Here is a 13,406-nt window from a genome sequence, read left to right on the forward strand (position 1 = left end):
CGCATGCTGCCTCCCCCTCCAAGATGTTTCATCTCTGGGGTCAAATTACTGAAATCACCCCTGGTATGATCAAGATTGCCGGGGTCAGTGAATTTGCTGGAATTGGTAATGAAATCAGGGTTGAAACCGATGCAGGTCCCGTCTTGGGGGAGATCCTGTCTGTCGGCGAGAGTCTGGCGACCGCCCAGCTCTACACGGCTGAGGAGAATCTGCGGATCGGCGACAAGGCGTATATCGAATCAACCGGGGAGGTTAACGTTGGCGATCACTGGCTAGGTCAGATCGTTGACTATCGCGGCATTGTTGCCGAACCGAGCCAGACCAAAAAGACATCAGGGCGTCCGCGCCCTCTAAAAGCCCCGCCGATCGCGGCACATTTGCGCCGTGGGCTCGGTGCGCGGTTTTCCACCGGGCTGATGGTTACCGATACCCTGCTGCCGCTCTGCCGTGGCCAACGCGTAGGCCTGTTCGCGGGTTCAGGCGTGGGCAAGTCCACTCTACTTGGCCGCCTCGCCAGCGGCGTCGAAGCCGATCGCGTCGTTATCGGCCTGATCGGGGAGCGTAGCCGGGAGGTCAACGCCTTCGTCAATGAAACCCTGTCCCCGGATGTCCGGGACAAATGCGTGGTTGTGGCCTCCACAGCCAGTGATCCGGCTGGTGCCAAAAAACGCGCCGCCTATTGCGCCTTGGCGGCCGCCGAACACTTCCGCGATCAAGGCCATAGCGTCTTGTTGCTGTTCGATTCCCTGACCCGCTTTGCCGAAGCCCATCGTGAAATCGCCCTGGTGGCTGGCGAAGCCCCCGCTCTGAATGCCTTCCCGCCTTCAACCGTGCGCGTGATTTCCGAACTGGTGGAACGCGCCGGCCCCGGCCAGCATGGCACGGGTGATATCACAGCCATCTTCTCTGTTCTCGTTGCAGGCTCCGACATGGAAGAACCCGTCGCCGACATGGTCCGCGGGATTCTTGACGGCCATATTGTGCTCTCCCGCGACATTGCTGAGCGTGGGCGTTATCCAGCGATTGATGTCCTGCGCTCTGTCTCGCGGGCTCTACCGAACGCGGCCAGCGAAGATGAGAATGAGATGCTGAAAACCTATCGGCGTCTGGTCGCGGCCTATGACGAGGTTCTGCCGATGTTACGCGCCGACCTTTATCAGCCGGGCAAAGACGCCCAGACCGACCGCGCCATCCGGCTCTATGCCGATCTCGACGGCTTTGCCAGCGCCCACAATCCGGGCAATGTCGCACAGGGTTTTGAGGCGCTTGACGCTATTCTGGAAGAGAGAAACAAAGCCGCTGACGTGCCTGAGGAACCTTTAAAGGAAATTGCTCAGGAATAGGTTCTGGCTCGCGCCACCACCCACACCGGACAATATGGTCAGAGCCGCAGCCCCAGGCGTCAACGGAGAAATGCCGGATGAGAGAGAGTTGATAGCGTGATAACGCTGGATGACTTTCTCAACATTTTCAGGCTCAGCCAGTGCGCTCATATCGCGAATGCCAAACTGGCTCTCGATCCGCGCCTCAAGCATTTCAGCCTGTTTCTCAATCGGTAGCTTTTGAATATCACTTGGCAGGTTCAGCGCCGTTTCCAGAACATTGCGCATCGGGACACTTCCAAGCAGACGAAACAGAATTGCGTCATTGGACGACCCGGCTGTCGCCACTTCGCTAATCTCTGACTGGTAATTCAACGCCAGACGCATGGAATTATCGATCTCACCCACAGACACCTTGAAGGACACCGCTTCAAACCGTGACCCGATATCGGCGCGCTGTTCTTCACTGATTGAGATAATCCCGTTCTGTGGGCTCAGGGCTTCAGCAAACCGCGTATATTGCGGATTATTCAAGCGTTGGAGGAATGTGCTTTCAGGATCACCAACCTCACTGAGGACCTTATCGACAAAACCGCGTTTCCACTCTTCACCGCCAAGGTCAAAGGCTGTCATGGTGACCCGCATCAAGCGTGGATCATCCAGAAAGTCCTCAACCGCCATCGGTTCGGACAATTTGGCCAGCATATAATCCTTGTCGCGCTTGACCTGAACTGAGTCCGTAAAGCTCTCGAACTGACGATCATAAGTCGCCTGCAGGAAGTTCCATCCCGCTATGCCAGATAAAGGGACAACCGGCTGGTACATCGCCTAGGCAACCTTCAGCTGGGCATCATCGCTCTGGAAGGCAAGCAGTTCTGCTTCCAGCGGGAAGAGCTGGCGCATATGGCACAGGCCAGAATAATAATTTCCGCGTTCAATCATGGAGAGCAGTTTCGGGATGACATCCGGGGCCACGACCTCAAAGACATCGCGCAGCTTTTCACATTCAGCTTTCAGCGCTGGAACGATACGTTCTGGCTGCAGGTCGCCTGTGATTAGCAATTGAATCGCATAATAGACTTGTTTGACCGGGGTATCGACTTCTTCCGGCTTCAAGGCATCGCTGCACCGTAAAACACGGGCATCATTATCCTTAATACGGATCCGCGAAGGGCGGTCGCCATTTTCAAGCAGGGCACCGTTGACGATAAACCGTTCTCCCGGCGCAAGTGTTAGCAGTAATCCTGACATTTATGCCCTCCTAGGCAGCTACTGAAGCATCCCCACGCAATCCCCGCATGATAGCGATATTGACATCGATCAGATCGGTGACGTCACCCCCTTCGGTAAGAAGGGTCATACTGGTCCGGCGTACGAATTCAGAAAGCCCGAGGAGACCTTGTTTGGTCTCAAGTGGCAGAGCGTTAGCATCGCTCATCAGGTCAGCGGCAAGGATCGTCCAGAGCTCCATATTGCGGCTCACCGCATCGGCATAAACATTCGGGACGGGTGCTTCTGTCTTGGCAACATCTTGTAGAGCTTCGGTGATCTGCTCGAACACAGCATGTTCGATTTCCTTTGGTCCCGCTGTGCGGTGTTGAACCTGACCGTAAGCCTGACGCGCCAATGAATGCACAATAAAATCCTTACTATACTAACTAAAAAGAGGAGTCCGGGCGACAACGCCGCCCGGACCAATGTTAAATTAACGGAAGAGAGACAGCAGGTTCTGCGGTCCCTGGTTCGCAATAGACAGGGCCTGAGTACCCAGCTGCTGCTGAACCTGAAGGGCCTGCAGTTTCGCAGAAGCCGCTTCCATGTCCGCATCAACCAGCGCACCGATACCCGTTGTCAGGGAGTCGATCAGGGTCTGAACAAACTCACCCTGGCTCTCAATCTGCTTCTGAGCAGAACCGAAGTTCGCAGCCGCACCAATTGAGTTAGACAGAAGTGTTTCAATGTTACCCAGAGCGGCCGTTGCGCCAGCTTTGGAACCAACATCAATGTTGTCGAGACCGAACAGGCCACCGGAAGCAATACCATCAGCCTGACCATTGTCGGCCAGCGTAACGGTGGCACCAGCACTGCCTGTGCCATCATAGTCAACCAGGACTTTCCACTGATCACCATCTTGGGTCACACGTGTTGTCACACCTGTTTCAAGACCAGCATCAATCGCCGATTTCAGACCACGGGCAACATCCTGCATGGTTTCACCTTTACCAGCGATGTAGTTATAGTCATTGCCGTTAACAGAGATACGGTAGCTGTCGCCGTCATTGACCTGCGCAGACGTTGAGAAGGCAACTTCTTCAGCACGTTCAACCAGCGTTGCAGTCCCTGTGGCAGCTGCAGATGCGTTTTCAGTCGTGTCACCATTGTTGACGATCGCGACTGTGTTTGTGCCACCTGTGTTAAAGGTCACATTGAAGTCATCAAACGAGTTGGTGTTGATCAATTCAAGTGTATCGCTGTTCGCAACAGCTGAGATACCCTCAAGACCCAGCGCGTTAATTGCACCAGCAGCATCAGCAATTGTTGTTGCAGCGTCAGTGTTGAAAGCAACTGTGACTGAAGAGCCGTTAACGGTCAGGTTCAGGTCGGAAGTATCCGAGCTGACTTGAGCAAATGTCAGCTCAAGCTGATTTGCGACGCCTGAGCTATCAACGCTGGCAGCACCCGATGTAAGGTTTGCAGCCAGTGAAGCACCGCTACCATAAACACCTGCCGTTGTGGTCAGGTCCTGACGGTTAACTGAAATGTTAGAAGCCGTAACTGTACCAGAAGAGTCGCGATCAAGCGATGACAGAACGTTCAGTGTTTCAGTGCCTTTAACCAGGTTCACACCGTTAAACTGAGCACCATTAACGATGTTATTGATTGTTGCTGCCTTGGCGTCGATATCTGTTTGGATACGAGCGCGGTCATCAGCGTTCAGGTCATCCTGAGCCGACACGATCAGCTCTTTCATTTCCTGTAGAAGGCCTGTGACCTGCTCGGAAGATGCACGGGCCACACCGACAGTAGAAATACCTTTGTTCAAGGAGTCGCTGATCTGCTTAAAGCTTTCAACGTCTGTCGACATAACAGTTGAGATCGCCCAGATTGAGGCATTGTCTTTGGCGTTTGAAACCTTCTTACCAGTAGAGATTTCGTTCTGGACCATAGACAGGTCTTTGTTGATGCTGCGAAGAGTATCGAGCGCAACCATTGCGCTATTGTTCGTTAGAATGCTGGACATTCGATTTTTTCCTTATCAGGGCGCGCTAAGCGTTGAGCCCGTTATTGGTATCGTCTGTCATCCTGACGTCCGGGGTAAACCCGCCAACCCTTCTTGGGTCTGTAAACCGTTATGAGAGAAATACGTATAAAACTGGTAAACGCGATTATATTTTCTTCGCCAACGTGTTGGTACCACGATCAAAAGAGAGTTTATGACCGGTCGCGGAGTAAGCGCCAACCTTGGTTCCGGAATCGAGATTTGAAAGGCGACTCGCCAGGCTATTGAGGCCATTTCGCATCACCGAAAGACGCTGCAAATTTTCACGCGCCAAAGCCAGTGTCGCATCAACCTCGCGTCTTTCAATAGCGGTGACGCCGACCCCATCAGCCGCTGACAAGGCATTCTCGAAAGCCCGAACAGCCTCAGTCTTTTCGGCATTCAGATCAGCGATCTCTGACAGGCGCCCCTCTATAAGAAGGGTGGTCTCTTGGGACAGAATATCGTTCAGGTCACGTGTGGCGTTAAGAAGAGAACTCTGGGTCATTCTGGTGTCTCCTTTACGCTAGGGTCCATCATTTCAGCATATAGGCCTGTGCGTTCTGACAGGCCCAGAGGATGCTTATCGGCAAGATCGGAAGCAATCTCGTCAATCACGTATCGCGAGAAGGCCGAGGCCCCTTCCCCGCCATTCATGGTCAGGGCTTTTTCAAGTCCGGCATTCTTAAGCATTTCCGACCAGAGCAATTCTTCAAACCGGCGACCCATTTCAGCTTCAGCTGTTTCTGAAGCCATTGCGGCGTCCGGCTTGTTCAGTCCGGTGGTTGGGGCCAGCCCCCCAATTGATGTTAGCGGCAGTGTCATCAAACGCTCCATGCTTTGATTAACTCATGAGAGAATTTTCCCAACAAAGCCTTAAGAGACTTTTTACCCTAACCGTGGATTCTAGGCCTCATATTCAGAGGGTTCGTCCATTGATTACTGATATTCTTGATGTGGTTGCAGGCCCGAAGCAAAAGTCGGCCCTATCGCCTAAAGACGACACAAAAGCGGCAGAAGATCAGGCAACCTTTGCCGATCAGCTCGCGGCTAATGATCGTTCAGATCAAGATACCAAGAAAACAGAACCAAGCTCTGCAACTGATGTAAGCCGGGAAGACGCGCCTGTAACCTCGGATATCAAACTTGATGCACAGACCATTGCGAACTCTGACATTGCGTCCGCAAATGAAGATAGTGATGTCTCATTCCAGCTGTTCAGTCAGACCGTTTCCGACGATGCTACAAAGACATCACCGCAAGCCGCTGAAAGTCTGCCGATCGAAGCAGACACCCTCACACCTTCTGTGCAGCCTGGCGATGCCTCTAAGCAAACTATCGCAGCCGCGGATGACAAGGTTACGCCTACACCAACTGTTACTGTAACCGCTGAGGAAGCAGCGGATACAACGACTGCAAAAGTGGCTGCTGAGCAGCCTGCACTTGCTGCCGCGGTCGCAACACAAGCTCAAACGGCAGAGGGCGAAACTGATGTCGCAAAGCCCGCAGAACCATCAGGTATTGGAAAGACCGCTGAGATTGATCTTCCAGCTAAAACTGTTGCCCCTCAAACAGCAGCAGCAAGCACCGATGGTATTGCTCAAACGCCTACGCTCGCGACCGGTACTGCAAGTTTCGATGAGGCCATCAAAGTCTCTGCAACGCCCATCAATGCAACAACAGTTGGCGAAGCCACTGGCACTGGCGTAATCACTGCAACCACACAGGCACCACCGACAACAAGCTCGGCCCCAACGGTACAGGTAGCACAGACACCAGCAACGGTCCCGACGCCGCCTCAGGTGGTTGCCTCTCCTGAAGATATCCCGAGACTGATCACACAGGCGATGACAGCAGACGATGCAGCCGATCGCATCGTGATCCAGCTTGATCCACCGGAACTTGGTCGCGTTTCTGTTGACTTCAAACTGGATGCAAACGGGGTTCAGACTGTCACTGTCACTGCGGAAACTCCCGAGGCCATCAAGAAGCTTCGGATGATGAATTTCGAATTGATCCAGGCCATGGAACAGAATGGCCTGAACAGTGGTGGCTTTGGTCTCGATTACCAGCAGTCCCAGCAATTCACCCAATATGATCCCAGCCAGATCTTCGGTGAAGGTGGCTCGGAAACTCAAGGCACAGACTCTGTGATACGGTTGAGCGAAACAGCCCTGTATCACAACCCACAGGCCGGACAGACCGGACTGAACCTGAAACTCTAGGAAGGAGATACAGGCAATGACAACGGTGAACCCGGCCGCTGCTGCGACGACGGCGCAAAGTGCACAGCAGCAATTACAGAGCAGCAATAACGCTGCAGCCAATCAGGATTTCAATACATTTATTGAACTATTGGTTGCCCAGGTTCGCAATCAAGACCCACTTCAACCCGCAGACTCCACGCAATTTGTCGAGCAACTCGCGACGTTCTCCAGCCTGGAGCAGCAGGTTGAGACCAATAGCAATCTTGAAGCCATTGGCTTCCTGATCAGCGACCTCCACACCATCGTCGCCAATGAGTGGCTGGGGAAAGATGTGGCCATTGATGCCAATCAGATCCCATATGACGGAGGCGAGGTGAAGTTCAGCGCCCAGAAACCGACTGGCGCTGACTCCGCTGAACTTGTGATCCGGGCTTTGAATGGCGAAACACTTTGGACCCAATCTTTGGGGGACACAAAGGAAGAGTTTGTCTGGGACGGTACTAGCACCAGCGGAGAGGAAATCCCCGTTGGCACGATTCTGAATGTCTCTGTTGATGGCTATAGCAAGGATGGTCGGCGCATATCATCGACCGCTGCTGAAGTCCTGACGACAGTGACCGGGGTCACCAATGAGAATGGCAAGACCCGCCTGACGACAGAAATGAACATGTCCGTTGGTCTCGACAATGTCCGTCACCAGGATGAGCATAAATAACCCCTGATCCTCACCCCGAATGACCTTGGAACGTGCTTAAAGGTCCTGCTTGGCGATATCCATGATCAGAATGTTATGAATACCGGTCGCAAAGATTGAATCCAGATTTTTGAGGACCATCGACCGGATCGTCTCATAACTCTCAATATCGGTAAAATTTTCCAGCGTATCGCCTTCATTGCTCAACATGATCAGGGTGGTCATGATATTATCCCGGACCTTCGGCTCTTCTGCAAACAGACGTGCCGACAGCGAAGAATCTGCCTCGATACTCAAGTTCAGGATCACCATACTGCGAACCCGGTTTTCCCGCATGATCGGCACGACGAATTCACGACTGAACCGATGATACATGACATCACCGCTTGAAGCGGATTTGCCACTGCCCTTCTTGTCCTTGCCACCATGGCTGTCTTTCTTGGCACTGTGGCTGTCTTTCTTGTCGTCTGCTTTGTCTTTCTCGCCATGGTCATCTTTATCGCCATGCGCATCATCCGACTTCTCTTTGACAGTTTCGGCCGAGCCGGAACTACTATTGAGCATTTGCGCGCCAAAGCCGCCAGCAGCGGCTCCGACGATAACGATGATGGCTGGCAAAATCTTGGCGAGCATAGGTATCCCCTAGAATGGTAGAACTTTATCGAGCAGGCGCACGCCGGCTTTACGTTGGACGGGCGCAGTCGCCTCACCACTGCTGACATAGGTCAGGCGGGCATCGGCAATCTGATCATAGGACACGGTATTGGATCGGGTAATATCCTGCGCCCGGATCACCCCGGACACTTCGAGGTAGCGCACCTCATTGCTGACGCGGATTTGCTGATAGCCCTGAATGATCAGGTTACCGGATGGCTCAATGCCAATCACTCGACAAGCCAGCTTGAACTCGATCTTCTCAGCCCGGTTGACAGAGCCGCCGCCATTCAGCGTCGATCCGCGATCAATATTCATTGCCGGGTTCAGCGTTCCAGAACCTGGCAGGATCGTATCGGCAACACTGTTCAAGCCGAACAAGGCGCCAATGCTCAATTCATCCGTAGATGCCCGGTTGCGGGTCAGCGAGTTCTGCAAGCTCGCCTCGTCGTCCATCTCGACCAGAACCGTCAGCAGATCACCAATATCCTTGGCCCGGCGCATACTCAGCAAGGCGTCCGGGCTGGTCTCCCATAGAGAGGCATTCTGAGCGGTTGATTTCGGCTCTGAAAACGCTGTTGGCACATACTGGACCTGCGTTGGCTGCTGATACGAAATCGGCGGCGGCACAGCGGCTTTTGGGGCTGAAGAACAGCCTGCAGCGGCGCCAAGGATGAGAGTAAGGGTCAGGGCCTGTTTCATTTTGCTAGGATCCATCCGTCTTCGGTCACCGTTCCGCTGATGACTTTCCTTGATTGCGTGTTCATCACTTCAACTGTTTCACCCAGGCCCGCTTCGCCAAGCGCGCGCGCCGAGATAATAATTTCCAGAGCGCCGGACTGATACCGGACCGAGACGATCTGATTACGCCGCACCATGCGCTTCACGCGGGTATTGGTGGGCTGGATCGCCTGCCCTGGATAGACGGTGCGCTTCACTTCCCGGCCGAACAGGCTCTGGCCTGCGTCGATATCACCTTCAGCGCGGGCATTGGCATTTGTAATCACATCACCGGATCGCAAGACCTCGGTGGCGACCAGCGATGATGTGTCGAGCAAAGCCGCTGACAGACCAAAGCCAAGAGAAACCAGAATGCTCATCATGGCGCTACCTCAGCCGGGTTGTCGCCGCCAACATCTCATCCGATGCTGTGATGACTTTTGAGTTCAACTCATAGCCACGTTGGGCTTCGATCAGTTCAGAGATTTCCTGAACCACATCAACCCCGGAATCTTCCAGATAGCCCTGACGGAACGTCCCGACGCCCTCTGAGCCGGCCACCAGACGGTTTGCTGCGCCAGAGGCTTCGGTTTCCTTGAACATGTTGTCGCCCATCGCCTCAAGGCCCTTTTCGTTGATGAAACGGACCAGAGAAATTGTGCCAATCGGCTGTCCGGCCGTAGCATCATCAAAATAGGCGACGACCTCACCATCCCGGCTGACGGTAACCCGGCTGGCATCCTCAGGGATGACGATCCCATCGGCCAGCGGATAGCCATCCATGGTCACAATCTCGCCTTCAGCGCTGCGGTTCAACTTGCCATCGCGGGTATAGGCTGGCTCACCGGAAGGTAGGGTGATTTCCAGAAACCCGATCCCATCAATCGCCAGATCGAGTTCAGCCCCGGTCTCTCGCAAGGCGCCCTGCGTAATTTCCATGGAAACGGTCGATGGCCGTACCCCGGTGCCGACCTGAATCCCAGCCGGGACAAGATTGCCCGTTTGTGAAGCCAGTGTGCCCGGTGTGACCACTTGTTGATAGGCGAGATCGGAGAATTCAGCCGTTCGCGGTCGATAGGCCGCGGTGCTCATGTTTGCGATATTGTTCGAGATAACATCGACGCGCATCTGTTGCGCTGCCATCCCTGTCGCTGCAATTTGTAAAGACTTCATCGGCTTCTCCTATCCTCTGTCTGTCCTATTTCTTATTGTTGGTTGCGCACCGCCGAGATTAACTGGGTGAGACGCTGGTCTTCGCGATCCATCATGGCCTGTCCGGCCTCATAGGCGCGTTGAACTTCAATCATCCGGGCAACTTCGAGCACGGGCGACACATTGGATTGCTCCAGCGCCCCTTGCAGCATGCGTGGGTTCTCAATCGGTTGAGTGTCCCCTTGCGCGATAAACAATGTGTCAGCATCGCGCTGCAAAGCACCTTCGGTCTGCACAACGCCAATCTGATCCACAATCGCGCCATCCGCGCTGATCGTGCCGTCACTTGAAATCGTCAGTTGCGCGGCTTCAGGCGGCACTGTGATCGGGGCCCCGCCCGCGCTGAGAACCTGATAACCATTCTGATCAATCAATGTGCCATCTGCATTAAGCTGGAAGTGACCAGCACGGGTCAGGCGAACGCCGCGATCCGTTTCCACAGAGAAGAACCCCTCGCCCTGCAAGGCGACATCAAACTGACCGCCGGTAAACCTTAGGCTGCCCTGATCAAGCTGCAGCGAGTCCGCGGCAAGCCGCCCCATCGAGAGCGAGCCATTCTGCTGGCCCGTCGGGACGATAAATTCAGAAAAAACAGCCTTATCGGCCTTGTAGCCGGTCGTGCTGGAGTTTGCGAGATTGTTCGCAATCATCCGCATCTCAAGCGACAGACCATCCTGCCGGGAAATTGCCGCATAGATTGGATTAGACATCAGGACGTCTCCTCAAGCATAGGGCGAGTTGTGCTAACCGGTCGGCTCAGAATGCTGTTCGCGCGCGACAGGGCGGGCGCTGGCGCACGCGCGTCTCGCACCGATAGGCTGGCCGCCTTGATGGCTTTGATACGCGCCACACGTTGCGACAGGGCCGGGTCATCCGCCGCCAGAACCTGATCATAGGCCTGATCACTGACCAGCCACTGATCTGACAAGGCATCGGCCTCGATCAGCTCCAGCAATTGCTCGGGATGCTCTGCCAGGGTTGCTTCAGCAAGCTGGACACGGTCCGTATCGCCAAGGGCCACGCCGCTGCGCCCGGCCAGCAAGGCCAGGGTTACGCTATCTGGTGAAGTGGACGCCAAGTCATACACAACCGCATAATCGCCGCGCCGGAACGCGGTTTTAGCCGTTGCAAGATCTGGATGGGTTTCAGGTTGCGGGAGACGGCCATACAGGTGAGCCGCCAAGCGCCCATACCCGTCTGCTTCAGCCATCGCGGCCGCGTTTTGCAGCAGTGCCAGGCTATCGTCACTCTCCACGATAAAGTCCTTGTCACTGAACAGGACATTCATCGCCTGCAGGCGCTGGGTCGCTGAGGCACTGGCCAGATCATCTTCAAGCGCGATGATCAGCGTCTGGCGAATAAGGTCTGTCTTCTTCGGATCATCAAAGGCCGGGGCCTGCGCCAGCGCAGCAAACTCATTATGCCGCCTGGCTTTCAGCAAAGTATCCAGAACCACTTGTAAGCGCAGGATTTCCTCGCGCGTATTGGCAGCGCCAGCGACAAAGTTGACAAGGTCTTCTCGCGGCGACTGACCATCAATCATTTGCGGCAACAGCCCTTGTTCAGACAGGGCCTGAATGGCATTAGCCTGCGCACTTGGCTGCTCAAGGAAAGACTGAACTTTACTCACCGCGGCCTGATCACCATCGGCAAAATCCAGCAAGGCTTGGCTGAACTGCAGGCGCGCCGCCTTGGAAATTTCCTCATGGGTAAAATCAGCCATGATCCGGCTGGCCAGAATATCCTCGTCCAGCCGCGTCAGGGCCGGAACCACGATCGACGCCACACTGGCGCGCATCTGGAAGGGCAATTGCCGGAAATAGCTCACTCGCTCCCGCAGCACCTCCACCCCATCGGCTTCATCTTCAGACAGGTGTGCAACGGCCAGCCAGAGCTCGGTTGGCTCAGAACATGCGGCTGTGCCCCGTAACGTTTCATCGTCGCCACCGCCTCGTCCTTCGAGCATACGGGCGAATGGCTCCAAAATCGCCCGGCGTGGATCATCAACACCTTGCAGAACCATCAGGGCCTCCGCGCTCAGGCCCACGGCAATATACGCCCGCGCCAGAACCACGGCGCGATCGCCTTCGGAAACGCCCTCCTCAGCAGCGAGGTAATCCCGAAAGGCAATCAGGTCAGCATAGCTCTCCATCCCCGAAAAATCAGAGAAATCAAGAACTTCGTATGCCTCACAGGGCTGCAGCAATGCCGTATATTCTGTTTCAGGGGCAGGGGTCTGCTCCGGCTCAGCAATTGGCTCGTCAGCTGGCGGCACTATCAGGCTCCGCGGTTGATCAGCAGGCTCCAGCAAGCCTTTCTCAACCGCGCCATCAATGAAAGCATCAAGCTTTAGCGAGAGGCTTGCGCGCGCGTCCGGGTCCTGTTCCTGAGCTGATGCTGCCAGAAACGCCGAATGCGCCATTGCGGCGCACAGGATCAGGAGAGACGCGTGTGTCCTCATGCAGCCTTTTTCAGCTCCTTCACGGCCTGATCTATTTCATCAAACGATGGTCTGACCCGCGCCGGGGCATGGCGCCGGGCCACTTCAAGGCAGATATTGACCGGGTTCTTGTGCAGGCTCGACACCAGCACCTCCCCGATCATCGAATAGAAGAAGTGCTCTTCGCGGCGGGTATGCTTCACCTTGTTCGCAAACGGACCAACAATCCCGTAGGCGAGGAACACCCCAAGGAAGGTTCCAACCAGCGCGCCGCCAATCATCGCCCCGAGAATCTCAGGGGGCTTGTCGATTGAGGCCATAGTTTTGATAACCCCCAGAACCGCCGCAACAATCCCAAGCGCCGGCAGGGCGTCAGCCATGTTCTGAAGGGCGTGAGAGCCGTGCAGCTTCTCTTCAAGCAAGCCATCAAGATGCTTTTCAAGCAGTTCCTCGACCTGGTGCACATTGTCGAAATTCATGATCATTGATCGGATCGTGTCACAGATCATCTCGACCGCATCATGGTCTTTCGCAATCTTCGGATAGCGATTGAAAATCTCGGACTCGGTTGGATTCTCAATATGCTCTTCAATATCGACCGGGTTCTGCTTCAGCACGTTTAGAAGCTCATGCATCAGGCAGAGCAGATCCTGATAATCCGACTTCTTCCACTTTGGCCCCTTAACGGCCGCCATGACGTCCCCGAGTGTGTGTTTAACCGTACTCATATCATTGGCCGCCAGAAACGCACCAATCGCCGCGCCGCCAATCATCATCATCTCGAACGGCAAGGAATGTAGGATGATCCCCATCTTACCCCCGGCCAGCGTATAGCCGCCAAAGACCATCACCATGGTGATTACAAGCCCAAGAATTGCATTCATGATAGGTCTCCTTG

The 13,406-nt window shown here is 54.8% G+C and carries 16 protein-coding genes; 3 read left to right on the forward strand and 13 right to left on the reverse strand.

Features of this window, described 5'->3' with window-relative positions; genetic code table 11:
- Positions 1-65 precede the first annotated feature (65 nt).
- Entirely contained in the window at positions 66-1,343 is a 1,278-nt protein-coding gene (gene fliI / locus RYZ27_RS11965; protein WP_406679745.1) for a flagellum-specific ATP synthase FliI, read from the forward strand.
- Here the strand turns inward: fliI and RYZ27_RS11970 are convergent.
- From RYZ27_RS11970 to RYZ27_RS11995, 6 genes are all read right to left on the reverse strand, one after another.
- A complete protein-coding gene (locus RYZ27_RS11970; protein WP_406679746.1) occupies positions 1,320-2,147 on the reverse strand; it encodes a DUF1217 domain-containing protein in 828 nt (275 codons plus the stop codon). The genes fliI and RYZ27_RS11970 overlap by 24 nt on opposite strands.
- A gap of 3 nt (positions 2,148-2,150) precedes the next feature.
- Positions 2,151-2,573 carry a flagellar biosynthesis repressor FlbT gene (locus RYZ27_RS11975; RefSeq protein ID WP_406679747.1) on the reverse strand — a complete coding sequence of 141 codons (423 nt, stop codon included), beginning with the start codon at positions 2,571-2,573 and terminating at the stop codon, positions 2,151-2,153.
- 10 nt (positions 2,574-2,583) lie between these two features.
- Positions 2,584-2,958 (reverse strand): flagellar biosynthesis regulator FlaF, encoded by a 375-nt coding sequence (gene flaF / locus RYZ27_RS11980; protein WP_406679748.1) that lies wholly within the window; start codon positions 2,956-2,958, stop codon positions 2,584-2,586.
- A gap of 69 nt (positions 2,959-3,027) precedes the next feature.
- Positions 3,028-4,563: a flagellin gene (locus RYZ27_RS11985; protein ID WP_406679749.1), complete on the reverse strand. Its 1,536-nt coding sequence runs from the start codon at positions 4,561-4,563 to the stop codon at positions 3,028-3,030.
- Positions 4,564-4,708: 145 nt separating this feature from the next.
- Positions 4,709-5,089 carry a hypothetical protein gene (locus RYZ27_RS11990; RefSeq protein ID WP_406679750.1) on the reverse strand — a complete coding sequence of 127 codons (381 nt, stop codon included), beginning with the start codon at positions 5,087-5,089 and terminating at the stop codon, positions 4,709-4,711.
- Positions 5,086-5,406 carry a hypothetical protein gene (locus RYZ27_RS11995; protein WP_406679751.1) on the reverse strand — a complete coding sequence of 107 codons (321 nt, stop codon included), beginning with the start codon at positions 5,404-5,406 and terminating at the stop codon, positions 5,086-5,088. The genes RYZ27_RS11990 and RYZ27_RS11995 overlap by 4 nt, the downstream gene beginning before the upstream one ends.
- A gap of 110 nt (positions 5,407-5,516) precedes the next feature.
- Here RYZ27_RS11995 and RYZ27_RS12000 point away from each other — a divergent pair, with 110 nt between their 5' ends.
- The gene (locus RYZ27_RS12000; RefSeq protein ID WP_406679752.1) at positions 5,517-6,806 is read left to right on the forward strand and encodes a flagellar hook-length control protein FliK; all 1,290 of its coding nucleotides are present in this window, start codon (positions 5,517-5,519) and stop codon (positions 6,804-6,806) included.
- A 16-nt stretch (positions 6,807-6,822) separates the two neighbouring features.
- A complete protein-coding gene (locus RYZ27_RS12005) occupies positions 6,823-7,503 on the forward strand; it encodes a flagellar hook assembly protein FlgD (RefSeq protein ID WP_406679753.1) in 681 nt (226 codons plus the stop codon).
- Positions 7,504-7,539: 36 nt separating this feature from the next.
- Here RYZ27_RS12005 and RYZ27_RS12010 read toward each other — a convergent pair whose 3' ends face one another.
- Genes RYZ27_RS12010 through motA form a run of 7 tightly spaced genes read right to left on the reverse strand, consistent with a single transcriptional unit; the run spans position 7,540 to position 13,392 of the window.
- Positions 7,540-8,115 (reverse strand): hypothetical protein, encoded by a 576-nt coding sequence (locus RYZ27_RS12010; protein WP_406679754.1) that lies wholly within the window; start codon positions 8,113-8,115, stop codon positions 7,540-7,542.
- 9 nt (positions 8,116-8,124) lie between these two features.
- Complete coding sequence (locus RYZ27_RS12015; protein WP_406679755.1) at positions 8,125-8,838, reverse strand: flagellar basal body L-ring protein FlgH; 714 nt, start codon at positions 8,836-8,838, stop codon at positions 8,125-8,127.
- The gene (gene flgA / locus RYZ27_RS12020) at positions 8,835-9,239 is read right to left on the reverse strand and encodes a flagellar basal body P-ring formation chaperone FlgA (protein WP_406679756.1); all 405 of its coding nucleotides are present in this window, start codon (positions 9,237-9,239) and stop codon (positions 8,835-8,837) included. The genes RYZ27_RS12015 and flgA overlap by 4 nt, the downstream gene beginning before the upstream one ends.
- Positions 9,240-9,243: 4 nt before the next feature.
- Complete coding sequence (gene flgG, locus RYZ27_RS12025; RefSeq protein WP_406679757.1) at positions 9,244-10,029, reverse strand: flagellar basal-body rod protein FlgG; 786 nt, start codon at positions 10,027-10,029, stop codon at positions 9,244-9,246.
- A gap of 32 nt (positions 10,030-10,061) precedes the next feature.
- The gene (locus tag RYZ27_RS12030) at positions 10,062-10,778 is read right to left on the reverse strand and encodes a flagellar hook-basal body complex protein (RefSeq protein WP_406679758.1); all 717 of its coding nucleotides are present in this window, start codon (positions 10,776-10,778) and stop codon (positions 10,062-10,064) included.
- Positions 10,778-12,529 (reverse strand): hypothetical protein, encoded by a 1,752-nt coding sequence (locus RYZ27_RS12035; protein ID WP_406679759.1) that lies wholly within the window; start codon positions 12,527-12,529, stop codon positions 10,778-10,780. The genes RYZ27_RS12030 and RYZ27_RS12035 overlap by 1 nt, the downstream gene beginning before the upstream one ends.
- Positions 12,526-13,392, reverse strand: coding sequence for a flagellar motor stator protein MotA (gene motA / locus RYZ27_RS12040; RefSeq protein ID WP_406679760.1), 867 nt, complete (start codon positions 13,390-13,392; stop codon positions 12,526-12,528). The genes RYZ27_RS12035 and motA overlap by 4 nt, the downstream gene beginning before the upstream one ends.
- Positions 13,393-13,406: the final 14 nt, after the last annotated feature.

This window comes from Hyphomonas sp. FCG-A18 (assembly GCF_045287255.1).
GTDB lineage: Bacteria > Pseudomonadota > Alphaproteobacteria > Caulobacterales > Hyphomonadaceae > Henriciella.

Excerpts from the sequence above, each read along its gene's own strand:
- fliI (WP_406679745.1), top strand. The coding sequence starts at position 66 with ATGATCAAGATTGCCGGGGTCAGTGAATTTGCTGGAATTGGTAATGAA.
- RYZ27_RS11985 (WP_406679749.1), bottom strand. The coding sequence starts at position 4,563 with ATGTCCAGCATTCTAACGAACAATAGCGCAATGGTTGCGCTCGATACT.
- flgA (WP_406679756.1), bottom strand. The coding sequence starts at position 9,239 with ATGATGAGCATTCTGGTTTCTCTTGGCTTTGGTCTGTCAGCGGCTTTG.
- RYZ27_RS12030 (WP_406679758.1), bottom strand. The coding sequence starts at position 10,778 with ATGTCTAATCCAATCTATGCGGCAATTTCCCGGCAGGATGGTCTGTCG.
- motA (WP_406679760.1), bottom strand. The coding sequence starts at position 13,392 with ATGAATGCAATTCTTGGGCTTGTAATCACCATGGTGATGGTCTTTGGC.
- RYZ27_RS11970 (WP_406679746.1), bottom strand. The coding sequence starts at position 2,147 with ATGTACCAGCCGGTTGTCCCTTTATCTGGCATAGCGGGATGGAACTTC.
- RYZ27_RS11975 (WP_406679747.1), bottom strand. The coding sequence starts at position 2,573 with ATGTCAGGATTACTGCTAACACTTGCGCCGGGAGAACGGTTTATCGTC.
- RYZ27_RS12010 (WP_406679754.1), bottom strand. The coding sequence starts at position 8,115 with ATGCTCGCCAAGATTTTGCCAGCCATCATCGTTATCGTCGGAGCCGCT.
- RYZ27_RS12015 (WP_406679755.1), bottom strand. The coding sequence starts at position 8,838 with ATGAAACAGGCCCTGACCCTTACTCTCATCCTTGGCGCCGCTGCAGGC.
- flgG (WP_406679757.1), bottom strand. The coding sequence starts at position 10,029 with ATGAAGTCTTTACAAATTGCAGCGACAGGGATGGCAGCGCAACAGATG.
- RYZ27_RS11990 (WP_406679750.1), bottom strand. The coding sequence starts at position 5,089 with ATGACCCAGAGTTCTCTTCTTAACGCCACACGTGACCTGAACGATATT.
- RYZ27_RS12035 (WP_406679759.1), bottom strand. The coding sequence starts at position 12,529 with ATGAGGACACACGCGTCTCTCCTGATCCTGTGCGCCGCAATGGCGCAT.
- RYZ27_RS12005 (WP_406679753.1), top strand. The coding sequence starts at position 6,823 with ATGACAACGGTGAACCCGGCCGCTGCTGCGACGACGGCGCAAAGTGCA.
- RYZ27_RS11995 (WP_406679751.1), bottom strand. The coding sequence starts at position 5,406 with ATGACACTGCCGCTAACATCAATTGGGGGGCTGGCCCCAACCACCGGA.